Source organism: Streptomyces viridochromogenes DSM 40736 (assembly GCF_000158955.1).
Taxonomy (GTDB): Bacteria; Actinomycetota; Actinomycetes; order Streptomycetales; family Streptomycetaceae; genus Streptomyces; species Streptomyces venetus.
The window spans coordinates 5984424-6010749 of the sequence record NZ_GG657757.1; the positions used below are offsets into that span (position 1 = coordinate 5984424).

General features: G+C 65.9%; 16 protein-coding genes, 1 tRNA gene and 3 pseudogenes. 14 read left to right on the forward strand and 6 right to left on the reverse strand.

The window, feature by feature from the left end:
- Positions 1–144: 144 nt before the first annotated feature.
- Together SSQG_RS44065 and SSQG_RS41500 are read left to right on the forward strand one after the other, a co-directional pair.
- Positions 145–352: pseudogene (locus SSQG_RS44065) on the forward strand (transposase); the annotation flags it as partial.
- Positions 353–850: 498 nt separating this feature from the next.
- Complete coding sequence (locus SSQG_RS41500; protein WP_003992955.1) at positions 851–2038, forward strand: hypothetical protein; 1188 nt, start codon at positions 851–853, stop codon at positions 2036–2038.
- Between the two features lie 88 nt (positions 2039–2126).
- Here the strand turns inward: SSQG_RS41500 and SSQG_RS26535 are convergent, their stop codons facing one another.
- From SSQG_RS26535 to SSQG_RS26555, 5 genes are all read right to left on the reverse strand, one after another.
- Complete coding sequence (locus tag SSQG_RS26535; RefSeq protein ID WP_208865670.1) at positions 2127–5081, reverse strand: DUF499 domain-containing protein; 2955 nt, start codon at positions 5079–5081, stop codon at positions 2127–2129.
- 103 nt (positions 5082–5184) lie between these two features.
- Complete coding sequence (locus SSQG_RS26540) at positions 5185–7920, reverse strand: DUF1156 domain-containing protein (RefSeq protein WP_425315022.1); 2736 nt, start codon at positions 7918–7920, stop codon at positions 5185–5187.
- A gap of 5 nt (positions 7921–7925) precedes the next feature.
- Positions 7926–11090, reverse strand: coding sequence for a helicase-related protein (locus SSQG_RS26545; protein ID WP_208865671.1), 3165 nt, complete (start codon positions 11088–11090; stop codon positions 7926–7928).
- A 671-nt stretch (positions 11091–11761) separates the two neighbouring features.
- On the reverse strand, positions 11762–12964 hold the full coding sequence (locus SSQG_RS26550; RefSeq protein WP_003992959.1) for an IS110 family transposase: 1203 nt from the start codon (positions 12962–12964) through the stop codon (positions 11762–11764).
- Between the two features lie 236 nt (positions 12965–13200).
- Positions 13201–14298, reverse strand: a complete 1098-nt coding sequence (locus tag SSQG_RS26555; protein ID WP_003992960.1) for a DUF1152 domain-containing protein — start codon at positions 14296–14298, stop codon at positions 13201–13203.
- Positions 14299–14442: 144 nt separating this feature from the next.
- On the opposite strand from SSQG_RS26555, the gene SSQG_RS26560 reads away from it, so the two are divergent.
- The 7 genes and pseudogenes from SSQG_RS26560 (at position 14443) to SSQG_RS43035 (ending at position 19544) form a co-directional block, all read left to right on the forward strand.
- Positions 14443–15183: a GntR family transcriptional regulator gene (locus SSQG_RS26560; protein ID WP_039933663.1), complete on the forward strand. Its 741-nt coding sequence runs from the start codon at positions 14443–14445 to the stop codon at positions 15181–15183.
- A 276-nt stretch (positions 15184–15459) separates the two neighbouring features.
- A complete protein-coding gene (locus SSQG_RS26565) occupies positions 15460–15900 on the forward strand; it encodes an ATP-binding protein (protein ID WP_003992962.1) in 441 nt (146 codons plus the stop codon).
- A 20-nt stretch (positions 15901–15920) separates the two neighbouring features.
- Positions 15921–16193: pseudogene (locus SSQG_RS43030) on the forward strand (replication initiator); the annotation flags it as partial.
- Positions 16174–17519, forward strand: a pseudogene (locus SSQG_RS26570) (tyrosine-type recombinase/integrase). The pseudogenes SSQG_RS43030 and SSQG_RS26570, both read left to right, overlap by 20 nt.
- A gap of 189 nt (positions 17520–17708) precedes the next feature.
- A complete protein-coding gene (locus SSQG_RS26575) occupies positions 17709–18563 on the forward strand; it encodes a nuclease-related domain-containing protein (protein ID WP_106434211.1) in 855 nt (284 codons plus the stop codon).
- 149 nt (positions 18564–18712) lie between these two features.
- Positions 18713–19135: a hypothetical protein gene (locus SSQG_RS26580; RefSeq protein ID WP_003992965.1), complete on the forward strand. Its 423-nt coding sequence runs from the start codon at positions 18713–18715 to the stop codon at positions 19133–19135.
- A gap of 220 nt (positions 19136–19355) precedes the next feature.
- Entirely contained in the window at positions 19356–19544 is a 189-nt protein-coding gene (locus SSQG_RS43035; protein WP_003992966.1) for a DUF6083 domain-containing protein, read from the forward strand.
- Between the two features lie 590 nt (positions 19545–20134).
- On the opposite strand, the gene SSQG_RS26585 is transcribed toward SSQG_RS43035, so the two are convergent.
- Positions 20135–20206, reverse strand: a tRNA-Arg gene (locus SSQG_RS26585).
- A 109-nt stretch (positions 20207–20315) separates the two neighbouring features.
- Here SSQG_RS26585 and SSQG_RS26590 point away from each other — a divergent pair.
- From SSQG_RS26590 to thrC, 5 genes are all read left to right on the forward strand, one after another.
- Entirely contained in the window at positions 20316–20831 is a 516-nt protein-coding gene (locus SSQG_RS26590; protein WP_003992967.1) for a response regulator, read from the forward strand.
- A 142-nt stretch (positions 20832–20973) separates the two neighbouring features.
- Complete coding sequence (nrtL, locus tag SSQG_RS26595) at positions 20974–22047, forward strand: ArgS-related anticodon-binding protein NrtL (protein WP_003992968.1); 1074 nt, start codon at positions 20974–20976, stop codon at positions 22045–22047.
- A gap of 22 nt (positions 22048–22069) precedes the next feature.
- Positions 22070–23461: a diaminopimelate decarboxylase gene (gene lysA, locus SSQG_RS26600; protein ID WP_003992969.1), complete on the forward strand. Its 1392-nt coding sequence runs from the start codon at positions 22070–22072 to the stop codon at positions 23459–23461.
- A 148-nt stretch (positions 23462–23609) separates the two neighbouring features.
- A complete protein-coding gene (locus SSQG_RS26605) occupies positions 23610–24902 on the forward strand; it encodes a homoserine dehydrogenase (protein WP_039933665.1) in 1293 nt (430 codons plus the stop codon).
- A gap of 6 nt (positions 24903–24908) precedes the next feature.
- Complete coding sequence (gene thrC, locus SSQG_RS26610; protein WP_003992971.1) at positions 24909–25967, forward strand: threonine synthase; 1059 nt, start codon at positions 24909–24911, stop codon at positions 25965–25967.
- Positions 25968–26326: the final 359 nt, after the last annotated feature.

Here is a 26326-nt window from a genome sequence, read left to right on the forward strand (position 1 = left end):
TGTGCTCTGTGCGGCCTGTTGCTCTATGGCTTCGGAAACCTCGTGCGGCCCAGACACGGCCAGAGCTGATGACCGCGGTTGGCCGGCTGACTGACGACGAACACCTTTGATGCTGGCCGCCTGAACCTCGGCCGCCACCGACCGCGGGCGCTCGCCGGGGCGTTCCCCGCTACCCGGCCGCAGAGGTGCTGGGTTCACAAACCCGCAACTCAACAACTGCCTGTCCAAGTCCACGCAGCCGCGTGTGACAAAGGCTATGCAGGAGATCTGCAACGCCGAGGACCGCAGTCACGCCGAGAAGGCCATCGAGGCGTTCGCGAAGACCCACGGCGCCAAGTTCCCCAATGCTGTCCGGTCAGCCGCGTCCTGGCTGATCCAGACCAGACGATGGCGCAGTCCGCCGTACTGCGGCACCTGGACCATCGGGCCGCTGGCCTCTATCCCCGTCCCGACGAGGGGGGCACAGACGATGACCCAGGCCACGATCGACCACCCCTTCCTGGCCCAGCGCCTGCGGGAGTGGTTGATCTTCCGCGCCGTCACGCTCAAGCTGCCCTGGGAGCGGGACGACCTGCTCGCGTCACCCAACTGGCTCCAGCTCAAGACGGCCGCCGGGACGAACACTAGGGCCATCGAGATCCTCGCCGAAGCTGGCCGCACCAACCGGATCCGTAATACCGCCAGAACTGGCCTCACCAACCGCAGCACAAGCTGAGACCAGCTCACCCACAACTCTTGGCTATTACTCGATCGCGTACTCAACCCTGGTGAAAACGGTTGGACATCGCTTGGTCCCTCAAAGGACCCAACTCCTTCTATCGGTACCAGGCTTGCGCTCTATCCTGGCGTCATGAACATCGTGCACGCGAGGCTGTGGCGGACCAAAGTGACGATCGGCTCCGATGGCCTCGCGGAAGTGGTGACCGCGACCGAGGTAGGCCGCAGACCCCTACCAGTCTCCCTTTCGCAGCTGGTCGGCATCAACGCGCTGGCGTGCGACCTGCGCGGCGTGATCGATGAAGGAGTCCACGACCACGAGGTGAACCTGTTGACTAGCTACGTCGCTGACACAAAGAACGGGACTCCACTGACGGCTCACTACCCCCGGCTGACCGCCACATCTCGGCACATCCGAAGCTTCGTCAGCGAGTGCACAGGTCTTGGCGTCATGTCCGCCGTGAGCGAGACCCTGTTTGCGTGGAAGCCCGACAAGCGGTCCCTGAACAGCTTCGATGTCCTCCCTCGTCAGCTCATCGGCGTCTACGGAAGAAAGGGACCGAGGCCAGACCTGCTGTTCCACCTTGATGCTGGGGTCATAGCTGGGGAAGCCCGGGGACGCAGCCGCAAGGAAAAATCGCTATTCCCCACCACCGCAACGAAGCCGCAAAAAGACCGCATCCTCACACTCGCGAACTGGTCCATTCGCAATACGGGACATCCATACTTCATGAGCTGGGTCTGGATCGGCCCTTCCGGGGTGGTTGTGGACGTGTTCCTTCCCGACGACGAGAAGGTGACCAACAACATCGCAACCGATTGGGTGAAGACCACCAACGGCGAGCGATGGGTAATAGCCCCTGAACGGTCCCGGCATCGGCCGGTCATTGGTCCAGCGACCGACTTCTCCGAAGATGGAACAATGGAAGGAGGAGACAACCGCGTAGCACGACGGCGCACAATCCGGGTGCAGTCAGGGACTGTTCGACGCGTACTTGAGGAGTCTGCCAATCAGGCCGACATCCAGGCCGACGCGGTGATGCGTAAGCTCTTCGAACGTCGGCCCATCGTCGGAAGCGTTGCCGGCATCCCGGTCCGGGGAAAGTGGATCACAGCGAATGCGCTCGGCCCGGCCACCCACGAGGTCCTGGTAGGTGTCCTCGGCGAGGGGCTACCTACTGAAGGCCGAGCGCAGCGCCGTCGCCGCTCTCTAGGGGTAGACGCTGCACTCGACGGCAGGCTGCTAACCGTCGTCCATCACCTTGATGAGGAGCGGCCCAGTTGGGATCGCATTGAGAGGGATATCCTCCGTGCCCCCTAATTGGTCTAGCGGCCCTTCTGTAGCCACGTTGCTGTTCCCGCCATAGTGCACATGATCGACCCAGGTAGGACAAGCCCCTGCGGCTCCCCTACTGGTCCCTCACCGTGACCGCCAGGTTGAGCGCCTTGGCAGCCTCGGCCAACCGGTCGGCGACGTCCGCCTCAAGAACCAGCTGAAGAGTGCCTTGGGCATAAGAGACTTTGTTGTCCTCCAGGACCGAATAGAGGATGCGGAAGACCTGAGCTAGGCCATCGACCCGGGTCGGATTGTCGAGGAGTGCTCCTACGAGCGGGAATGACACGAACTTCTCGGCAGGACCACTCTCGCTACTTGCTGCTCCCTCATCAGATGCAGCTGCCCCCGTCTGAGCGCTATCTCCGCCGTCGGGGTCCGCACCAGAGTCGGCAGGACCAGCATGGCCCGCCCCGTCTACGGGAGCTGACTCCTCAGCCTGGGGCTCTATGTTCGGCTGCGCGAGGCGGAGTCCGAGCGAGGAGAGATTGACCTGCGTCGGATCAGTGACGGCTACGTCGTTGTCGCCGGCGTCGACGATGCGGAGGTCACCAGCCTGGACAGCCTGGTAGACAGCATGCTGGAGGTCACGATCGCCGCCGTACAGCAAGGGCAGCCGCGGGGCATTCCAGAAGGCATCGCGGATCTCCGGCAGCGGCCGGCCGTAGTCTTGTTCGCGCAGGTTGTGGAGTAGCGCCTTAGCTGTGAACTGGCTGTTATTGAACGCCTTCTCCCGTTCGACGAGCCCTTTCCACACGAGCGTGCCGTCAAGAGCGGTGTGATGCTCGTCGTCGAAGATAAACTGGTCAAGAGTTCGGTCTGAGTTAAGGTCTGGCTGTGCCACGTACACCACGTGCTGGAAGGCACGCTTTATCGCCTTCTCCAACTGGCTTTTGGTCTCTGCCAGTTCGCGGGTACCCGTGGCCTTGAGTTCATCGTCGCCCTGCACTTCGGGAGTTTGAAGCGCGCGGTGACGCGCAAGGTATTCGTTCGCGATCATTCGGGCGTGCGTGCGCCGTTGGGAGTTAGCAACAGCGAAAACGGCTGACGAGGCCCACTCTACCGGCTGCCTGTCGCGGCCGTCTCCGAGGCCGACGGCCGCGGTGATCGCCGCCATGGTGACCTGCTCCGCACCATTACGCAGCGAGAACTGGGCCGGGTCCAGGACGACGAGACGAGTCGTTCGCGCATCGTCGATTCCAGCCGTAACTAGGACGTCCGCCGGAGTTCGACCTGGATCTGCTTCAACGAAGATCTTCTTCTTGAAGGGCCCCGAGTTCGACAGGCGCTCCGCGAATTCGGCGATGATCTTGTCTCGCTCGGAGACCTTGCCTGTCGTCGCGGCGGCTTCTGCTTCACCAACGATTGAACGCTTGATGTTGTTGACCAGCATCCGGTAGGTGAGCTTGGTCGACAAGTAGTACCGAGCTGGCTTGTTGTTCCCTTGGCCGGGGATCACCTCCACCGCGCTCATTCCGATGTCCTGGTTGACCACATCCTCGACGACGCCGTCAGCGTCAGCGACGACGTAGCGTCGATCGGGAACTACTGTCGCTGCCTTCGTCTCAGGTGCAGATGCGCCACGACGTCCGCCGGGTCGCACACCGACGACGCTGGTCAGGAAGATATAGGTGGCTGCTCGCTCACACGCCCGCGGGTTGAGGTCGATCCAGCTGGCGGGATCGCGAGACAAGTCGAGACGCCGGGCGGCCCCACCATCATCGGTCTGATTGACGATTTCAATCTCTGCCAGCGACCGAAAGTTCGCGATCGTCCGCTCGTCGCCGACAAGTCCTGAGCCGAGAATGGCTTCCCTGACGTTGTTGTCAGAGAGAGGAAGATCGCCAGGGCCGATGAGCGACGGTACCCACTCACCTGCTTTGCCACGCTGCTGAAGCGCGAACACGGTCGCAGCGAAAATCCGGATCGTCGAGCGCACTCTCTGGAACCCAGACATCTGGGCCCACTCCTTCTCAGCCAGGTGCATCAGCTGAGGATGGAAGGGGTACGTGCGAGCCACCGCCGTCGAGAAATCCTCTCGCCAAGGCGCTGTGATCGCAGTCCAGACGTTCTTGGACCAAGCCTTGTCGGTCATGACATCGCCATAGGTCGCTGCGGTCGCAGCAAGGACCTCAGATGCGGGGGTCTGGTCGAACAGCCGCCTCCGCAGGATGTCGGCAAAGTCCGCGCTGGCCGTGACTGTGGCCGGCATGCCGTTGCGCTCCAACAAGCCATGGAGGTCAGCCCGACGCTCCTTGGCGGCATCGCTGAGGGAGATTGTGTCGGAGCCAATCATGACGACGACCATGGCGACGTGTGGCACATCATTGGAGGCATCCAGCAGGGCGCGCAAGAAGGCCATGTCCTGAGCAGCGAGTTCAGGGCTACCCGCGCCGTCCAGCCCGTTGCCAACGTAGTCCATGATCTCATCGATCAAGACGAGCACAGGGCGGTCGACCGCTCGGAGAGCTTCGACGATCTTGCCCTTGTCGTTGAAGAACGGCGCGTAACGCTCGTAGAGGGTGTAGTCGTGCGAGAACAGGCGCCACAGGAAGCGCTCGTACAAGCTCTTGGCCGGTCCGTCGTACTGCTTATCGGGCGCGCCCGGTGTCATGTTGTCGCACGGCAAGACGACGACGTGCGGCTTGTTCAGGTCCGCGGGGAGGTCGCGGCCGAGAATGCTGCGTGCTTTGGTGAAGACTGCCTTGCCAAGATCTGTGGCGGCCAGGTCGACTGAGGATGCAGCCAAGTGGTAGCAGCCAACGCAGGCGTGGGACTTACCGCCGCCCATTCCCTGGTCGAGGCGGGTAACTGAGCGGGCCTTCAAGTAATCGTCGCCACCGCCAAGGCGGATGGCGATTTCTGCCAGGAGGTCGACGAGCCGTCCGGTGGGATGCGTGATGTCGCCGTAGTAGATCGGGTTGGCGTACTCCGGGCGTAGCGCGCCCGTTCCATGGACGGCCTGGAACAGCGACATCTGCACATCGTCGATCTGCCCCGAGGCACTGATGATCTCGGGCCTGATCTTCAACGCTTGCCACCACGGCGTCACACTGGCGCTACTCACTGGCTCTCTGCCCCCTCAAGGATCTACTTGACTACTCATTGTGCCTTGCCCCGCACCTAAACGATCATCAGCCCAACTCCAGCTGCTCGCCAGCGGCGTCCCGCCTCTTGGCTTCCGAGATCTTGGCCTGAGCGGCAGTCCGAGTAGCGCTCCCGACCCCTGTACGGTTCCGCAGGATGCGCGTCCAGGCGATGGCATCGGCGTCGGAATCGGGCAGCCGGTCGGCGAGGAACTTCATGGCAGCCCAAGGGTAGGCATCGTCTGGATCACGGCCGGAGGCGACCAACACTTCTCCGACCGCAGCAAGGCCATCCTCGGAAGCCTTCGCCATCGCCAGCACTACATCAATGACGGATGATTCGGCATCGATGTGAGGCTCGAACGAGTTAGAGGTGACGAAGCGGCATCCCTTGTCCGCGTCGGGAACGAGATCTCGGACTTCAGCCAGGCCCATAGATGCAGCCAGTGCCTGCCAACGAAGTTCAGATTTTGCTGTCACCTGGCGACCATAAACTCGCACCCACCACAGCGCGAAACGTGTGCGTGCGTCAAACACCTCCAGCGGATGGTGGTCGATCTCGACGGCCATCGCCTCTTGAACTGCCTGGCGCGCTAGGGGCAAGAACGTGGAAATATCAACTGGCTCTGCTCGCGCGTCGAGGACCTTGCCGTAACGGCCAACCACCTCCATCGCTGGGCCAGCAGCTGCCATCAACATATCAGTGGGCGCCAGGCCGGATTTTTCCCACAGCAAGACCCGTGATCTAACCTCGGCCTTCACTTCCGCCTCTACTGCTGCTTTTCTTCCATCAGGACGGGATGCCGGGGCGGGGCGACAAGCCATCGTCAATGTGGTGGAAATATTCGCTTTCCCTTGATGGCTTCCAGACTCAGTGCTCGCCGGCCACGAACCTGTCATGATGAGACCGGCCTGAGAGATGGCGGTCAGGAGTCGATCCCAAACCTCAGGCTCCCCATGCCCGAAGACAATCGTTACGATTCCCCGATCTGATACGACGCGCCGCATCTCCTTAAATGCTTGCGCAATCTTAGAGTCATAGTGAGCTCTTGTTCGATGCTCGTCAGGCGCTTCGCCGCGAACTCTCTTGACGATGATTTCTTCGGTCTTCTCCTGGACGCCTGTCGGGTCATTTGTTGACATGAGGTCAGGCCAAGTCGTAAATAGGGCGCGCTTCATCCAAGAAAAGGAGATATCTGAGGAGTCCGCATAGGCGATCATTTGGTCGTATGGCGGGTCAGTGACTACCGCATCCACTGAGCTGTCGCGCAGGAGAAGGGTAGTTGCGGTGCCGCGCTCGACTTGGACTGGAACGCCTCGCCTGTCGGCAGAGAGGCCGCGAATCGTAGAGACGGTTCCGCTGGAAAGCGATTGCCAAGTGCCTTGGCCGCCACCCAGCCCCGTTTCCAGGAAATCGTAGCTGAAGGTAATAGAACCTTGATTGGAATAGATGTCGTGCGCTGCTTGTACTTTGACGTCGAGAACCGCCCCGCGTGTCGACCTACGAATCCTGCGCACCATCACCGACGCCGCGTAGCCGGAAAGAGCTCGGACGTAATCGATGCTCAGTCCATGGCTTAGCAATTCATCTGCAACCTGCCCGATGATTCGGCAAAGTCGCACGAAGGAAAGGGTTTGCCTGGCGCACATGAGGTCGCCGTAGGTTCGAGCGCCGTAGATCGATGGCCCAATGATGTTGTTGTTACCTGGAGCGATTGCCTCATCGGGAACGGCGGGAAGAAAGGGGGAGAACGGAGGCTCGTTTTGGAGGGCGATGGCGGCTTGAGCTGCCGCGTCAATGTCTGCAGTCAACGCTTCCCGGTAGCGCTTCCCCACGGAGTCATCAAGGTCTGCCACTACTAGGAGAGCATCCCGCCCCTGGCCGGCATTCGTTAGGCGGCGGTGGATGTCAAGCGGGTGCACGTGACTACAGAAGGGGCATACAGCTGATTTCCCCGCGATTTTGCGTCCGCTCTTATCGGTAGCGTTCGTCAGGGTTGGGGTACGCCGGGGTGGGCCATCATGGACGACCACTTCATATTTTCCCGTTACTGCATCTGCGTCGACGTAAAAGGACTGGCCGGGATCATCGAGCCTGACTTCCGTGCCCTTTTGCTTCTTCTTGCTGGCCTTGCGCAGCTCAAGGGAGCCCACGAGGGGGAATCGATTTCCGCATTCCTGGCAAGGTAGCGTCACAGACCACAAGTACGCCCACGGGCGAACGCCGTCAACGGCTGCATAGAAATCACTCAGCGCATCATCGAGGCGATGGCCAATTTCCGTTAGGACTGTCTCGGTATCTTGCACAAGACGCTGACCATCCAAGGGCAGCATCGTCTCTTCGCCGAATGGCAACTGCGGCTCATGTGACCAGTCCCGGAAAGGGAAGTCGACAAGGAGTGAACTGGCCAACACGGCAACTGGGGAGTAGTCAACTGCGAATGCTGGGATGGCCAGGCGAGCCGCCTCTAGCGGAATCATCCCGCGCCCAGAAAATGGGTCAAGGACCTTGGCGCCTTCTGGGTTCGCCTTCGCGATTTCCGTGCAGAGCTCATCCCATGCCGAGTAGCGTCCCTTCATTGCTCGACGCACCAAACCCTGCAGCCGTAGCTGCTCTGCTTCGTCCTGAGGCCAAGGAAGCAAGCTAGCGATGACAGCTGCTTTTGCCTGGGCGACGGGTCGAGCGGCAAACCATGGAAAAAGGGTCTTCTCGACCTTACCGTGCCCCCACCCGGCGCCTGCTGCCTCACTTACCTCGGCGCAGGGGAACCAACGTTCAATCATGCGGGTCACGACATGGACTCCTGGTTGGAAATTGTGCGGTGTCGGGCGAGGCTGCTTCCCGGCACGCGGAAGACGGCTTCGCTCAGCATTTCAGCGGAGAAGATGTTGGCGGGGTCCCGGTACGCCCCGAAGAGAACGCCTGTGCCGTTCTTACACTGGTCCACGACGTAAAGCCAGAAGTCGCCGCGATGCTGGGTGGCCATGAGAACTTCGTTGCCCGTCATGCGGATGCCGTCCGAGGCGGCGGAGCCCCACACGCCCTTGACCTCCACAAGTCGCTGATCCCTCCCACGCACGGCGTGGAGGTCGTAGCCGCGGTTGTCCGTGTGGACGTCGGCTACCTTCCAGCCGTCAGCGACTAGAGCACGCTCGACCAGGCGCATCGCGATAGTCTCCGAGTCTTTCTCCTCGGGTGTCGCGGGAGCGGCAGCGGCATGCACCCGAAGGCGTGCCTTGAGCTTGGGGTCGCTGATGCCGACCTGGCTCAACGATTCCAGCGCTTCAAGACGCTTGGCCGCTTGGCGCTCCAGGTGCTTGCGCAGCGCCAGCCGCTCTTCCTTGGACTCGATCGCGACGGTCAGGTCTAGGGGCAGATTGTTGAGGTCCCGGCCAGCGCGGGCGAACCACTCACTCCGGACCTTCTGCTGCTCGCTCTGGGTCTTACCCGCGAGGGCCTTGGCTGTTTCGATAGCGATTTCGTCACGTGCTGGGTGCGGAGCAGTTCCCTGCTTGCGCGTGGGGACAAGGTTGGCGAGCGATTCCCAGCGCACTGGGTATGCCTGTCCCGCGTCGTCTACTCGGACCAGCGCGGCCCAAGCCGTATTCCTCTTTCCTCCAGCCTCGCTCAGCACTGCCTCGAAGGCGTACAGGTCATAGCTGGTGATACTCGTGGGGTCATCTGCGGCGCCGCTCTGGAACATGTCCGGGCCCAAGGCGTCATCGGCCATGGCGATGAGGTCGGAGAAGGCCGACTCGCCAGGGCCGAGCGGAAGCACGTTGGACGTGTCGACGTGCCTGGCAGCTTCCAAGAGCGCTTCACCGCTCGTCGCGACCCGGGCCTCGGTTGTGCCTCCAAGCCCTTTGGGAAAGGGCTCCTGCGCGCTGAGCAGTAGGATCCCTTCTCCCATGGCGGTGGACCGCTTGTGCAGCAGCTCGGCGTCGTCGAGCCGGGTGAGGTACGCGTCCACGATTGCAGGGTTGATGCGCTCAAGGAGGTCCTGCTGGAGCAGGACCAGGGCCGCCATGGCGTCGACCTGCGTCGCCAAGCCCTCTTCCTGGGCGCGCGCGGTTTTGGCGGCACGCTTCAGATCGACGGCCTGCACCATGCGGACCGCGGCGAGTGCAGCGGCGCGCCTGTTCTCATCGTCACCGTAGAGATCGGTCAGCCATTGGTTGTATTGAACGCCGGTCATCTCGGCAACGGCGGAGAGACTGTCGAACATCTGCCCGCCAAGCTCGTTCGCGGCGGTGACGAAGCGCTCGAGGAGAGTGTGAAGGGTTTCCCCTTCGCGGGTGTCCACGGCCACGAGGTTGTAGAGGAAGACGTCCCGGGTCTGCCCAACTCGGTGGATACGGCCCATCCGCTGTTCGAGGCGGACCAGGGACCACGGGATGTCGTAGTTCACGAGGACGTGGGCGGCCTGGAGGTCGATGCCCTCGTTGCCGGCGTCCGTGGTCACGATGATCTGGTACTCGCTCCGCATGAATGCGGAGCGGGCTTCGTCACGGTCGGCGCTGCGCTGGCGGCCCGAGTACATGCGGGCGCTGTAACCCTCGTCAGCAAGTCGCTTTACGATCCAGGCGGCGGAGTCGGCGTACTCCGTGAAGATCACGGCCTGCTCGCCGTTGCCCGGGTGAATGCCATTGGCAGCGAGACACTTTGCTGTGAGGTCACGCCACTTCGAAGGTTCGTACCCTCGATCGGCTAGGATCGCTTCGATCTGTCGGAGCAAGTCTTTGATGGCGCTCTGCTCGGCGCGATTGGCCCGCGAAGTCGCGTGTACGATCCGGGCTTCGTCCTTGGCCTCCTCGTCCGCTTCGTCAAGGCGCTCTGCTTCGAGCGCTGCCTCCGCCTCTGTTTTTTCGCCCATGTGCTGAGCCCGACGCCGTAGCGTTTCGGCGAGCGCGTAGAGGGACGAGGCAGCACGCTTGCCGTACACCATGCGCGCAAGTGGTTGAGCATTCGTCTGGAAGAACTGGTCCACCATGGCCAGAGCCTGCTGGTAAATCCCGTATTCCTTCGCGGACAAGGGGATGCGAAAGTTCTTGGCGGTGCGCCCCTGGAACAGCTTCGTCACGCCGTCGTAGTCGACAAGGTCTTCCTTCATGCGGCGAAGGAAGTGAATAGGCCCTGGCCGGAGCGGCTGCAGATTGTCATCTGCTTTGGCCCCCGGGTCGGGGTAAATGTCCGGGTCTACAAGGTGGAGCAGGTGACGGAAAAGCCATTCCGAGCCACGGTGCGGCGTAGCCGTCATCAGGAGGGCGCGCGGAGTGTTCTGAGCGAGCAGCCGTCCGACCTGGTGATACGCCGCAGCCGTGGGTGTGAGCCGGTGCGCCTCGTCGAACACAACAATGTCCCAGCCGGCCTTGTCGGGCCGGATGGCGTCCTGGACTGCGCCGTTCACGGCAGCGAGCTCCAGGGAGACCACCCACAGGTCGTGTCCCGTATCGAGGGCGTGCTCGCGAACGGTGTCGGCGGTGATACGGCGCAGACCGCCGCCGAAGAACCGATCGAAGTCCGCCTGCCACTTCGTCGCCAGGTTGGCCGGTGCCACGACGATTGCGCGACGGATCAGGCCGAGTCTCTGCATCTCGCGCAGGTACATCCCGGCCATGATCGTCTTACCCGTGCCCGGCTCGTCGGCGAGCAGGAACCGCAGGTACGGCTGCGGGAGCATCGCCCCATAGACGGCGTTCATCTGGTGGGCGTACGGGCGCAAGGGGGAGGAGGCAAGCAGAGTGGTGCGTGCGTTCGTGGCGGCTGCAAACATCCAGCGGGTCCACATCCCGGCCAGCACGCGAGCCGAAGGTGCACCCCCGTCTTGGGTGAGAACGCCGACCTGAGATGCCTCTGCGGCGGAAAGCGGCACTTTGTGGATTGTGCCGTGGTCATCAACAACAAACAGTGTCCATCCACCATCAGCGGCTGCAGTGGCGACTTCAATGGTCACCCAGCCTTCTACGCCGACCGGTAGCTTTACTCTCTGTTGCGACTCGAAGGTCATTCGTTACTACCTGCTACTCTCCGCTGCTGCCGCGATTCCTCTGCCACTGGCAAGCAGCCCAGGGCAGCTCACAGCCTACCGGCGCCGACCTCACCACCATGGACTTCCCCGGGCCTTGCGAAGCCGGATCACTACGGGTGCTTTCGGCGCTGCGTGCGCGCTTCCGTGTCTGTTGGCGGGGGTGGTGGGCCTTGTGGGTGTTGAGCTGCGCTCATGAATGCACCGGTTCGTGCTTCGCCGTGCCGGGTTCGGGGTCTCGCCTGAACGATCGTCGAGGTCGGCGGAGTGGGTTTGGCCGGTGGCCTGCCCGGTCTGGGGTCGAGCAAGACCAGGGGGCCGTACGCTGGTTGGCAACTCGGGCAGGCTTTGGACCTGCCCGCAATGTGCACGAGTGGCCCCCTGGTCTTGCTCGACGCGGGACCCGGACCGGGGAGGTGGCTAAAGCCGTGGAGCCGGCCGCCCCAGCCACGGGGTACCCCTTCTCTGACGGCAAGCGGCTGATTGCTGTAGCGCGCGGCACGGGCGCCGGCTGGGCTGGAGCGGGGCGGAGACATGAGCGCAGGCCCGGCCGGGGGCCGGGCCGCGCGCGGGGAGCGGAGCGAGTCTCAATGACGGAGTCAAGCCGTTTGCGTGACCGGCGGGGCGCTGGTGAATGCCCGGTTGTCGCGCAGTAGTGCCCACAGGACGCTGGTGCGTCGCCGGGCCAGTGCGATGACGGCCTGGACGTGCTTGCAGCCCTCACCTCGCTTCTTCAGGTAGAAGTCCCGGTTTGGTCCTTCGCGGATGATGCTGGTCTGCGCGGACATGTAGAACACCCGTCGCAGGCGGCGGCTGTAGCGCTTGGGCCGGTGCAGGTTGCCGGTTCGGCGGCCCGAGTCGCGGGGTACGGGTACGAGCCCGGCCGCAGAAGCCAGATGGCCGGCGTCCGCGTAGGCCGCCAGGTCGCCGGCCGCCACAACGAATTCTGCGCCAAGTATCGGGCCCAGACCGGGCATTGACTCGATGATTTCCGCTTGTGGGTGGTGGCGAAAGGTGTCGCGGATCTGCCGGTCGATCCGCTTGAGGCGTTCGTCCAGGGCAATGATCTGGGCCGCCAGGTCGGCGACGATCTGCGCGGCAACTTCCTCGCCCGGGAGGGCCGTCTGCTGGGCCTGAGCGGCTTCCAGCGCGGTTGCCGCCACTGCGTCGGCGCCCCGCACGCTGCGGGCCGCCAGCCAGGCTGTCAGCCGGGCTCGGCCACGGCGGCGGATCGAGGCCGGAGTCTGGTAGCCGGTCAGCAGTATCAGCGCGCCCTTGTGGTTCGAGTAGTCGAAGGAACGCTCCAGGGCAGGGAAGACGCCGGTCAGCACGTCACGAAGCCGGTTGGTCATCCGCACCCGGTCGGCGACCAGATCTGACCGGTGAGCGGTCAGCAGCGCGAGATCGGCGGCCAGCTGCGCGGGCACATCGATGGTTGCGAGGTCGCTGCGGTGGCGTGCCGTCTCGGCGATGACATAGGCGTCACGGGCGTCGGTCTTCGCTTCGCCGCGGTAGGCGCCTGACATGCGATTGACCGTGCGGCCGGGCACGTAGACTGCTTGCTGGCCATGGGCCGCAAGCAGGGCCAGCAAGAGTGCGGAGGACGTCCCGGAGATGTCCACGGCCCAGTGGACTTCGCCCGCCCGGCCGAGAATCTCGCCCAGTGCGATCAGGATGGCCGACTCGTCGTTGTCGATCTTCTGCGACCACAGAGTCGCACCGGTCTCGTCGACGACCGCTGCCCAGTGATGTCCCTTGCCTGCATCGACGCCGGCCCATACCCGGGCCCGTGGCTCACTCACTCGTCCCTCCTCGCACCGCACGGCATACCGTCGGCCCGAGGAACACCCCGCTGTCTGCTCCGTAAACAGCGACCGCACAAGGCGCGCACATCTCAATCAGCAGCCAAGGTGCCCCGAAGGGCGCGGCGGCCACTCGCTCCGAGCCACACTCGACAAGCCGCCGCCTTGAGCCACACCCCGCCCTTCCGGGCCATCCAACAACTTACGGAGCCGCCTTGAACCCGTGAAGAAGGTTGTTACTCAGTAGTGGCTGTGATGCGCCACAGGGGGGCGTCGTACTGCTTCGGACGGCTGTTGATGAGCAGCTGGCGCAGGTCTTCGCGCAAGGAGCCGTTGAGGTTCAGGGCCTCGGTGATGCGGCGGAACGTCGTGTGGGTGACTCTGCGGCTGTGGGCCTCGGCTTCGAACTGGTCGAGCTGAGATAGTACGGCCTCTGGGCCGAGCTGCGCCGGTGGCTGTTCTTTGAGCCATGCGGCCTTGTTGCGCTCGTAGTCGATTTCCGAGTAGCCGCAGATTTCGCGGCTGTGTGCCTCGACCTCGTCCAGGGTGGCGGTCGTCAGGATGGCTCGGGCCAACTGGTTGCGGGTCAGTGTCTCGTCCAGGTCGACCTCATGGACCGTCGGTCCTTCGTCCGTGAGAGGGACAGGGAGGCCGGCGTCTCGCATTTCGCAGGTGCCGCGTACGCCTCGGGCTGTCGCCGCGAGCATCCCGGTTGCCTCGGAGGGATGCCACTCCAGGACCGAGCTGATCGGCTCGACGTCCCTCGCTGTGAGGGTGTGGATGAGCGGGCCGCGCATGCCGCGCAGTTCGTCGAGAGGGAGTTCGCCATCGAGGCCGGGGCCCGCCACCAGCAGGCGGACGGGAGCGTTCACCTGGCAGCACGCGGCGAGTGTGACGGCGTCGGCGAGTGGGCTCTTCAGCGTTGGCTCGTCGCCGCGGGCGAGGATGTCGCCACCCACGTCCAGAAGGTCGATTGACTCTGGTGACAAATGGTCCACCAGCTTTTCGAGTTGGCGGGTGACGCCCTCGACCCCGTGGCGCGGATCGATCAGCGCGAGCGTGTGCGGGAGCTCTGCTGCAAGTCGGGGGAGAGTCGAGCCTGCCGGAGCGATCGGACGGGCCTCGGCCGGCACTGCCCAGACTGCTGGGGTGAGGGCCAGGAGACCGGTGAAGTTCTCTGGTCCTCGGGGGCCCGGAACCGGGTCGATCAAGAGGCGGTCCCACGCGTATGTGAGGATCACCGCCTGGTCCTCGTCGCCGTAGAGGGCGGCGTGAATCATTGCGGCGGCGACTGCGTCGCCCCCTCCTCCTGCTGCGACGATCAACCGCGTCATGCGTCTCAGCCTACGGGGTGAGGGGTTGACCACTCACCCTATAGTGGCTAGAGGCCATAGCCACTTGTATCGAGAAGCAGGCCTCAGCTCGGGAGCGGGGTGCCCGCCTACTCGCCTGGGGCTCGCCTTGGGTGAGGAGGACTGATGCCGCAGATCGAGGAGGCTCAGCCGAAGTATCTCCAGATCGCGCACTACATCCGTGATCAGATTCTTCGGGGTGACCTGCGACCGGGTGATGAGGTGCCGTCCGAGCGGCAGTTGGCGGCGGACTGGAAGGTGTCCCGGCCCACGGCTGCACGGTCGTTGGAGGCGCTGAGCCATCAAGGGCTCGTCGAGAAGCGCCAGGGATCGGGCACGTACGTGCGGAGCCTGGAGGTCAACCGGCGGGCACGTGAGTTGTACGGCCGCGCTCGGCAGACCGGGAAGATCTACACGCCTGGTGAGTACGCCGTGATCACCTCTGCCGGTTGGCTGGAGGCGCCGGATCACGTGGCTGAGGCGCTGGGTCTGGTCAAGGATCGTCGGGCGGTGCATCGGCGGCGTGTGACCAACAATCAGGACGGGCCGATCACGCTGTCTACCTCGTGGTTCGCTCCGGATGTCGGTCAGCGTGCGCCGAAGCTTCTGGAGCCGGAGCGGATCCAAGAGGGAACGCTGCTGTACGTCGAGAACATGACGGGACGGCAGGGCAGTTACGCGGAAGATCGCATGTGCGCGCGTGCGGCCTCGGAGGAAGAGGCCGAGGACCTTCAACTTGCGGTCGGCTCAGCCGTCCTGATCGTCCACCACGTCGTCTTCGACGTCCAGGACCGGCCGTTGGAGTTGGCTGAGGCCACCTACCCGCCGCATCGTTGGGCGTTCGAGCAGGGCTACCCCCTCACCTGAGGGGGGCAGTTGCGGCGAATCGCTTGCATCGATGAAGTGGCTAATGCCACTATCCAGGAAGTGGCTAAGGCCACTTCACTGGGAGGAGGCGCGGTGTGACGAGTCAGCGGCCGGATCAGGGCGCGCAGTTACCTTGCCTGGGTTGCCGGGGGCGTGGCTGGAAGCGTGTCGGCTCGCGTACGACCCTGGCGCTTGCCACCGCCGCCGATCGCACCCGTGCCACATCGAAGCGGCGCTGCCTCGACTGCGACGGTAGCGGCAGGAAGTGAGCACCTGATGGCCTACATGATCGACCGCTACCCGTCTGAGGAATCACCGCGTCTCGGCGCGATGACCTTGCACCCTGTCGCTGAGTCCGTACCGCGGGCTCGGCGCTGGTTCCGCAAGTTCATCGCCCCGTACAACCCGGCCTGCTCCGTCGATGACTGTGCGCTGATGATCTCGGAGCTGGTGACCAATGCCATCGCTTACGGCCGGTCGGACGAACCCTGGCTTGTCCGGGTCGAGTGGTTCCGTGAGGGAGCCTCACTTCGGGTCGACGTGCACAACCCGGGCTTTCCGGCGAACGTGCGGCTGAGGCACCCCGACGCCAACGACTCCCACGGGCGTGGACTGCTTCTGGTTGATTCTCTGGCCGAGTCGTGGCACGCCGCACCGAGCCGCTTCGGCGGAACCGTCGTCTCCTTCGTGATGGCTGATGCCTGGCCCGGAAGGTAAGCGCTCGCTCCGCCTCTACTGTCTTCGCCACCCTCACCGCACCGAGCTTCGGCCCGGTCCACAACCGCCCCTCCAGCGGCTGGCCCTGCCGCTGCGGTGCCCGGCGCGACGACACAGATCCGGCCCTCGGTACGCCCTTCGACCCGGACGCATACGACTACGAAGCGGCCGTGCTCTGGAACGCCCACGCCGGAGCTCTCTGGCGGCGCCTCTCGATCTACCTGCGCCGTGAGATCGCCAAGCGCGCCGGACTCACCCAACGCGCGTTTCGGCATCGCGCACGTGTCTCCTACCAAAGCGCCCTCGTACGGTGTCCGCTGGTCCGTCGCAGGCAATGTGTTCTCGGAGTCCTTCCGTTCCAAGGCACTTGCCGACCACTACCGCACGAAGCTCATGCGTGCGATGCCCGAGGGCGAGGAGTTCGACACGGAGTCGGGACTTCCGGCCTCGATGGAAGAGAAGAAGTCGGCCGTGTCCTGGTACGCCTTCGCTCTCCGATACCTCGCCATGAAATGGCCTCATGCCGCCCCCAACACACGGGATGGCATCAACGAAGCCCTCACCAGCGTGACGCTGGAACTCCTCGACGAGCGCGCTGGACGACCATCCGACGAGAACATCCGCAGAGCACTGCGCAACTGGGCCTTCGTGCTGCCCGGGCCCGATGACCGAGAAGTTCCGGAGGACGTGCGGAACGTTCTCCACTGGGTGTCCAAGGCGTCCCGGCCGCTCGCCGATCTCGCTGAAGCGGCCACGGCTCGCACGGTCCTCGACTCGCTGAAGCTCAAGCTCGACGGCACGGCTGCAGCGGCGGAGACCGTGTGGCGCAAGCGTCGGACGCTCGTCAACGCCGCGAACTACGCCGTCGATCTGGGGGAGCTGCGTGAGAACCCCATCACGGCTGTCCGCTGGCAGAAGCCAAAGGTGTCTAACCAGGTCGATCCGCGGGTTGTCGCCAACCCGGAGCAGGCACGGAACCTCCTGGCGGCTGTCTCCTACGTGGGCGGGTACCGGCGCGCCCGTGGCCGTCGCCTCGTGGGTCTGTTCGCCGCCATGTACTTCGGCGGTCTCCGGCCGGCGGAAGCGGTCGGCCTTGCCGAGACGGATCTGAACCTTCCCGAGCAAGGCTGGGGCTCGGCGCTGCTCCACCGGACCCGTCCGTCTGTCGGCAAGCAGTGGACCGACTCGGGGAGACCCATGACGACCGCGGGCTGAAGAACCGGCCGATCGAGGACGTGAGGCGGGTGCCGATCCCGCCTCACCTCGTGGCCGTGCTCCGCGAGCACTTGGCCACCTTTGGCACGGCGGACGACGGGCGGCTGTTCTTCAGCGAGAAGGGCTCGGTCGTCCCGTCCTCGACCTACTACCGCGTGTGGCAGGAAGCTCGGCTCCTCGCGCTTCCGCCGGCCGTCGCGGCCTCGCCGCTCGCGAGTCGACCGTACGACCTCCGGCACTCGGCGCTGTCGACGTGGCTCAACGCCGGTGTCGACCCCACCGAGGTGGCCGAGCGCGCCGGCAACAGCGTGGAGGTCCTGCTTACCCGCTACGCGAAATGCCTCGACGGACGGCAGGATGTCGCCAACCGTCGCATCGAGGACCTGCTCCGCGAGTACGAGTGAGACAACCTGTACCCACACTGAGGCCTCGGGCATGTCGCCTGGGGGCTCCCTCGTTTCGTGCCCTACCTGCGCCGATGCTTCGTCCGGAAAGGGCGAGCTGGGTCGCGGTGCTTGCCCTGCGGTCTTGTGACCTCGTCTCGCTTGCTGCTGGCATATCTGCAACGTCAACGCGGGAGCACAGGGGGCCTTGTGGAACTGCACGTCACGCGCTGGAAGCGGTACGGGCATGATCGTCTGTACGTCAACCTGCCTGATGGCACCGCGGTCGGTTGGGCGGACATCACGACGGGGGATATCACGGTTTTGCGGGCCGAGTGTCGTGACGACGTGATCGCCGTGCTCACGAAGCACTTACAGAACCTCACCGAGCCTGTCCCGCCAGACAGGGCGCCGGAGGTTCAGGCGCGTCCGATGCTGCCGCCTCTGACGCCGGCCGACGACCTGGCCGTCAACCCTCCCGGGCAGGCGTTGCGTGATCTGCTCGCCGAATCCGGCCCGGGGCTGATGGAGCGAGTCGTTTCACGGCTTCTTCGGCGGCCCTCGGAATGGGACTCCTGGCGAAAGGGATTGGCGGGGGAGCGGCGAGTGGGAGCCGAGTTGAACCGCTTGGGGCGCCACGGCTGGCGGGTCCTGCACTCCGTTCCCTTGGCCAACAAGGTGGATATCGATCACTTACTGATCGGGCCTGGTGGAGTGTTCAGCATCAATACGAAGCACCACCACAAGCGGGCCGTATGGGTCGGGGACGATTCCGTGAAAGTCGATCACGGGAAACCCGCACCCTACGCACGCAAGAGCCGGGCGGAGGCCAAGCGGGTCGCCCGAGTGCTTGAGCGCTATTGCGACTTCTCGGTGCCGGTGGAGCCGGTGCTCGTCTTCGTGGGTGTCACCGAGCTGAAGGTGGTCGCTACGCAGCTTGATGTCCGGGTGTACCAGGAGCGCCAGGTATCGGCACTCGCTCCCCTCTCAGGCGTTCTCACGGCCGACCAGGTGGAGCAGGTGTACGGCGTCGCTCGCCATCGCCAGGCTTGGAGTCTGGCCTGAGTCAGTGCGTCTCAGCGAGCTGCCGACCATCCCTGCGGGGCCTGTGGGTGGTTTCCAGGGTGTGACCGTCGTCGGGGCGGGGTGCCCTGTCAGTGCCGTCTCTTACGCTCCGCTTTTGAACAAGCAGTTCGAGTGGAGAGGGGACGCGGATGGGTGGCAACGCATGGACGCACACGGGCCCGTATCAGCGTGATCTGGCGGCCGCGTTCCGGCAGGAGCAGGAAGACGAGCTGGCGCGGGACAACCACGGCTTCGAGGGGCGGTCCGTCGAGGAACTGTGGCGCGCCCCGGAGTGGCATGAGTACATCTTCACCGGCGGCACGGGCTCCGTGTTGGACTTCCCTCTCATGATCGAGGCCGAGGACACCGATGACGGTCCGTTCATGCGGCCGCTGACCGATGACGAGGTGCGAGCGTGGGCTCCTCACGGCCGGCCTACCTACGAGGAGTGGGACGCCGCGCTCGACTCCGAGCAGTTGGACTTCCCACGCCGCGCCCGGGGGAACTGCACAGTGCTCTACCGCGACGGTAGGCCCGCGCAGATCGCCTACTGGGGGGTCACCGCCGACTAGGGGAGTCGGTACCGCCTTGCGCTGTGGCCCCACACCTGTCCCGGGTCCGGGGCCACATCGCTTTGCGGGGCTCACCTGGGAGAACGCTCCAAGATCCCGTCTACGCCTCGTCCACAGACCCCGACATACGGCCGCTCCGGGCGGCACACGCCTGCACACACGCGAAGACCCCGGCCTCACGTTTCCGCTGGTGACGGGGTCTTTGGGCACCTCATGCTGGGTGCCCCGGCAGGATTCGAACCTGCACACGGCCGCACTGGCCCATACGGTGCCGGCGGAGCGTCGGTGGATCGAGCTCTCCGACGGTCGCGTCACCGTCTACGGCGTGTGTCCGCCAGATCCCTTTCAACGGTGCCGTATCGAGCACCGGCCGGCCTGCTCGGCACAACGGCTACCGGATATGGGCTGACCTGGGTAATCGCTCGGCCGCGACCGGCTCCCCGTCGACCCGCGGACGAGCCGGATGCCGCAGTCGCAGGTGATCGCGAGAGGTTTCCTTCGAAACCTACGCAAAGGGTATTGACTTATGGCGCCTGGTGTACATCGTGGTTAGTAGGCCATAACACCGAAAGAGTTGCAAAGTCGATGAGGACGTCTAGCCGGCTAGTGACTTGGACAGGATGTGGTTCAGGCCCCCAGCAAGCCGGCGCGATACCGAGGCAACAGTGACGACTGAAGCTTCAGGACACGAGCAGTACTACTGGGGACTGTTTTTTGCCCTCAAGGCGGGCACTGCACTGTGCTCTACCGCGACGGTCAGACGACCGAGATCGGCTACTGCGGTGCACCGCCGATGAACCGCCCCTCAGGCCCCTGGACTTGTCCGGGGGTCTTGCCGTCTGCCGGAGCTGACCTGGGCAGACGTCTCAAGATCCCGTCCACGCCTCGTCCACAGCCCCCGACATGCGGCCGCTCCGGGCCGCACACGCCTGCACACACGCGAAGACCCCGTCTCAGCAAAAGCGCTGATGGCGGGGTCTTTGGGCACCTCATGCAAGGTGCCCCCGGCAGGATTCGAACCTGCGCACACGGCTCCGGAGGCCGTTGCTCTATCCCCTGAGCTACGGGGGCGTGTCGGTCGCGTTGCTCGCGGCGACGGGTAGAACACTACCAGCTCCCTCGGGGTGGTCATGAACGGGTTTCCGCTGTCGAGGGCGGGTGTGTGGGGCGCCCGTGCGGGGTGGAAGTGGGGAAAACCCGGACGCGGTGGCCGGGGCCGACCTACTCTCGAGTTGTGCCAGGCGCGTCGGGCCGGGTGCTTGTTGTGGACGACAACAAGGTCATCCGGCAGCTGATCAGGGTCAACCTCGAGCTGGAGGGGCTGGAGGTCGTGACCGCGGCCGATGGTGCCGAGTGTCTTGATGTCGTCCATCAGGTGCGGCCCGATGTCGTGACCCTCGATGTGGTGATGCCTCGGCTGGACGGGCTCCGGACCGCCGCGCGCCTGCGGGCCGACCCGCGTACCCGTGACGTGCCCCTCGCCATCGTCAGCGCGTGCAGCCAGCACGAGGTCGAGTCCGGGCTCGAAGTGGGCATCGACGCTTTCCTTCCCAAGCCGTTCGAGCCGGGCGAACTCGTCGGGATGGTCAGGGAGTTGATCGAGCGCGAGCGGCGTGGGGGGCGACAGGGCGGTGGTTCCGGCGCCGACGGTGACGGTGCCCAGGTGGCGACAGCCGATCAGCCGGCCGTGCCGTAGTCGTGCCGTAGATCTGCGGACGTAGACCTGCCGTAGCCCACCGGTAGCCGCGCGGCCTCCGGCGCGACGTCGCGTCCACATCCCGGACCCTCGCCCAAACCGGCTCGCATACCCACCCCCCTCCTCCCATACGCTTGTCCCCGTGACCCCCGCCGAGCTCTCCCGCGCCGTGCTGCACGCCGTGCGTCGCGCTGTCGACGCGGGTGAGCTCAGCGTGACCGTGCCGGAGCGGGCCGTGGTCACTCCGCCGGGGCCCGGGGGCTGTGGCGACTACGCCACCAACATCGCGCTCCAGCTGGCCGGTGCGGCAGGGCAGCAGCCGCGGCGCGTGGCGGAGATCCTGCGGGCGCGGCTCCTCGACGAGTGCCGCTTCACCGACGTGGTCGTCACCGGGCCCGGGTTCCTCAACGTCAGTCTGCGGAGCACCGCCTCCGCCGGTCTCGTCGCGGAGATCCTGCGGCGTGGGCGGCGGTACGGCCACGTGACGACCGGGTTCAGCGGGACCGCCGTCCGGCTCCGGTGTCCGGCGGAGGTGCGTGCCGTCGTGGTCGCCGACGCCGTGGCCCGTGTGCTGCGCAGCCAGGGAGACTCCGTCCGCGTCACCTGCGACGGCCGTCCCGCCCCGGAATGGGAGACCCGCCTCGGGACCAGCATCGACTCCCGGGGCCCCTACCCCCTCCCCGACATCGACTACCCCCTCCCCGACATCGACGTCACCGTCCACCCCGTCCCGGCCCCCGCCGACCCCGTCCCCCTGGGCCGTGACGCCGCCCGCTGGGCCCTGCTCCACCCCGCCGCCCACGACCGGCCCCGTATCACCGGCGATCATCTGGTCCAGCGGGAGACCAACCCCCTCTTCCGCGTCCGTTACGCCCACGCCCGCACCCGGGCCCTCCTGCGCAACGCCGCCGACCTGGGCTTCGCACCCGAGCCCGGCCCCGTGCACGCGAGTGACACGGCACCGCTGCTCGCCGCGCTCGGAGACCACCCCCGCCTCCTCGCCGCCAGCGCGACGCACCACACCCCCGACCGCCTGGCCCGGCACCTCGTCACCGTCGCCGATGCCACGCTGCCCGTGCTCCCCGCCGTGCTGCCCCTCGGCGAGGAGAAACCCTCGGCCGCCCACCGTGCCCGGCTCGCCCTCGCCGAAGCCGCCGGGACGGTGCTGGCCGGTGGCCTGTCCCTGCTCGGCATCGACGCACCTGAACACCTCTGAGAGCCAAGAAGAGACGTACGACATGAGCCGTTCCGCACACCCCGCCGGGCCCCGTCACGCCGATGTCCTCCCCGAGGGCCACTACTCGGCGCCGCCCGCCGACCTCAACGCCCTCGACCCGAAGGTCTGGGCGCAGACCGTGACGCGTGACGCGGACGGTGTCGTCACCGTCGGCGGGATTCCCGTCACGCGGCTCGCCGAGGAGTTCGGCACCCCCGCCTACGTCCTCGACGAGGCCGACTTCCGGGCCCGGGCCCGGGCCTGGCGCACCGCCTTCGGCCAGGACGCCGACGTGTTCTACGCCGGCAAGGCGTTCCTGTCCCGTGCCGTCGTGCGCTGGCTGCACGAGGAGGGGCTGAACGTCGACGTCTGCTCCGGCGGTGAGCTGGCCACCGCCCTCTCCGCCGGCATGCCCGCGGAGCGCATCGCCTTCCACGGCAACAACAAGTCCGTCGACGAGATCACCCGGGCCGTCGAGGCCGGCGTCGGGCACATCGTGCTCGACTCCTTCCAGGAGATCGTCCGCGTCGCCCACATCGCGCAGGGTCTGGGCAAGCGGCAGAAGGTCCTGATCCGGATCACCGTCGGCGTCGAGGCACACACGCACGAGTTCATCGCCACGGCCCACGAGGACCAGAAGTTCGGCATCCCGCTGGCCGGCGGGCAGGCCGCCGAGGCCGTACGGCGTGCCCTGCAGCTCGACGGGCTGGAGCTCGTCGGCATCCACAGCCACATCGGCTCGCAGATCTTCGACATGTCCGGCTTCGAGGTCGCCGCCCACCGGGTCGTCTCGCTGCTCAAGGACGTCCGTGACGAGCACGGCGTCGAACTGCCCGAGATCGACCTCGGTGGCGGGCTCGGCATCGCGTACACCAGCGACGACGACCCCCGTGAGCCGCACGAGATCGCCAAGTCGCTCACCGAGATCGTGACGAGGGAGTGCGAGGCCGCCAAGCTGCGCACGCCGCGCATCTCCGTCGAGCCGGGGCGTGCCATCGTCGGCCCGACCGCCTTCACGCTCTACGAGGTCGGCACCATCAAGCCGCTCGACGGGCTGCGGACGTACGTCTCCGTCGACGGCGGCATGTCGGACAACATCCGCACCGCGCTGTACGACGCCGAGTACAGCGTCGCGCTGGTCTCCCGCACCTCCGACGCCGCGCCGATGCTCGCCCGTGTCGTCGGCAAGCACTGCGAGAGCGGGGACATCGTGGTGAAGGACGCGTTCCTGCCGGCCGATGTGGCGCCGGGTGACCTCGTCGCCGTGCCGGCCACGGGCGCCTACTGCCGGTCCATGGCCAGCAACTACAACCACGTGCTGCGGCCGCCGGTCGTCGCCGTGCAGGGCGGCGAGGCCCGGGCGATCGTCCGCCGGGAGACCGAGGAGGACCTGCTGCGTCTCGACGTCGGCTGAGCCGAACCGGCGGCGGGGGTGGAAGATCTCCTGTCCGCCACCCCGGTACAAATGAAATCGATGTCTCACGATCCGGACGAAGGGCAGAAACTCCCGTCCGGTGAGTGAGACTGGTGCAACCGTAGACGGTATGAGGAAACGAGGTCGGATGATGCGTACGCGTCCGCTGAAGGTGGCGCTGCTGGGCTGTGGAGTGGTCGGCTCAGAGGTGGCGCGCATCATGACGACGCACGCCGACGACCTCACGGCCCGCATCGGTGCCCCGGTGGAGCTCGCGGGCGTGGCCGTACGGCGGCCCGACAGGGTGCGCGAGGGCATCGCCCCCGAGCTCGTCACCACCGACGCCACCGCCCTCGTCAAACGGGGCGACATCGACGTCGTCGTCGAGGTGATCGGCGGGATCGAGCCGGCGCGGACGCTCATCACCACCGCCTTCGAGCACGGGGCGTCCGTCGTCTCCGCCAACAAGGCGCTGCTCGCCCAGGACGGGGCGGCCCTGCACGCCGCCGCCGACGAGCACGACAAGGACCTCTACTACGAGGCCGCCGTCGCCGGTGCCATCCCGCTGATCCGTCCGCTGCGCGAGTCCCTCGCCGGCGACAAGATCAACCGGGTGATGGGCATCGTCAACGGCACCACCAACTTCATCCTCGACAAGATGGACTCGACCGGCGCCGGCTACCAGGAGGCGCTCGACGAGGCCACGGCGCTCGGGTACGCGGAGGCCGACCCGACCGCCGACGTCGAGGGCTTCGACGCCGCCGCCAAGGCCGCCATCCTCGCCGGTATCGCCTTCCACACGCGCGTGCGCCTCGACGACGTCTACCGCGAGGGCATGACCGAGGTCACCGCGTCCGACTTCGCCTCCGCCAAGGAGATGGGCTGCACCATCAAACTGCTCGCGATCTGCGAGCGGGCCGCGGATGGTGGGTCCGTCACCGCGCGCGTGCACCCCGCCATGATCCCGCTGAGCCACCCGCTGGCCTCCGTGCGCGGCGCCTACAACGCCGTGTTCGTCGAGTCCGACGCCGCGGGGCAGCTCATGTTCTACGGGCCCGGAGCGGGTGGTTCCCCGACGGCGTCCGCCGTGCTCGGCGACCTCGTCGCCGTCTGCCGCAACCGGATCGGCGGCGCGACCGGACCGGGAGAGTCCGCGTACGCCGCCCTGCCGGTGTCCCCGATGGGCGACGTCGTCACGCGCTACCACATCAGCCTCGACGTGGCCGACAAACCGGGTGTTCTCGCCCAGGTCGCGACCGTCTTCGCCGAGCACGGAGTCTCGATCGATACGGTTCGCCAGTCGGGGAAGGACGGCGAGGCCTCCCTCGTCGTCGTCACGCACCGTGCGTCCGACGCCGCCCTCACCGGGACCGTCGAGGCGTTGCGCAAGCTCGACACCGTGCGTGGTGTCGCCAGCATCATGCGGGTTGAAGGAGAGTAACCAGCAATGACCCACCAGTGGCGCGGAATCATCGAGGAGTACCGGGACCGGCTGCCGGTATCCGACACCACGCCGGTCGTGACGCTCCGCGAGGGCGGCACGCCCCTCGTGCCCGCGCAGGTGCTCTCCGAGCGCACGGGCTGCGAGGTCCACCTCAAGGTGGAGGGCGCGAACCCGACCGGTTCCTTCAAGGACCGCGGCATGACCATGGCCATCACCAGGGCCAAGGAGGAGGGCGCGAAGGCCGTCATCTGCGCCTCCACCGGCAACACGTCGGCGAGCGCCGCCGCGTACGCCGTGCGGGCCGGGATGGTCTGCGCCGTGCTGGTCCCGACGGGCAAGATCGCGCTCGGCAAGATGGGCCAGGCCCTCGTGCACGGCGCGAAGATCCTCCAGGTCGACGGCAACTTCGACGACTGCCTCACCCTCGCGCGCGGCCTGAGCGACAACTATCCCGTGGCGCTGGTCAATTCGGTCAACCCGGTACGTATCGAGGGTCAGAAGACGGCCTCCTTCGAGATCGTGGACATGCTCGGCGACGCGCCCGACATCCACGTGCTGCCGGTCGGCAACGCGGGCAACATCACGGCCTATTGGAAGGGCTACACGGAGTACGTCGCCGACGGCGTCGCCTCCCGTACCCCCCGGATGTGGGGCTTCCAGGCCTCCGGCAGCGCGCCGATCGTGCGGGGCGAGATCGTCAAGGACCCGTCGACCATCGCCACCGCCATCCGCATCGGCAACCCGGCCTCGTGGCAGCACGCCCTCGCGGCGCGGGACGAATCGGGCGGTTTCATCGACGAGGTGACGGACCGTGAGATTCTGCGCGCCTACCGGCTGTTGGCCTCGCAGGAGGGCGTCTTCGTCGAGCCCGCGTCCGCCGCGTCGGTCGCCGGCCTGCTGAAGGCCGCCGAGCAGGGCAAGGTCGACCCGGGGCAGCGGATCGTGTGCACCGTCACGGGCAACGGTCTGAAGGACCCCGACTGGGCCGTCGCCGGAGCCCCGCAGCCGGTCACCGTTCCCGTCGACGCGGCGACCGCGGCGGAGCGCCTGGGTCTCGTCTGAGGGGCGCCCTCGGACCGGTCTGACGTGCGCCGACGCACCGAGCGCCGGTGCAGCGTCCGGCACGGTCCGGCGCAAGACGGCGCTTGTCCGAGGGACTTCCCTACGGGGGGTGCACAGGGGGCTTACGACACGCATCGTGCGCCTCCTGTGCGCCCTATGTCGCCACAGAACCTTCCTTCGATAGGCTGTACTGAACCCGCCCGCCGCATATGCCTCAGCACAGGGCTCGGCGCCGCGCCGTCTCCACGGCCGGTACAGCGGCCGGCCACCCCGGCCGGCAGCGGCCCCCAGGGTTCTCGTACGCCATCGAATGTCCGTCCCACGTCATTCGACAATCACGCAGCTCAAGGAGAGTCATC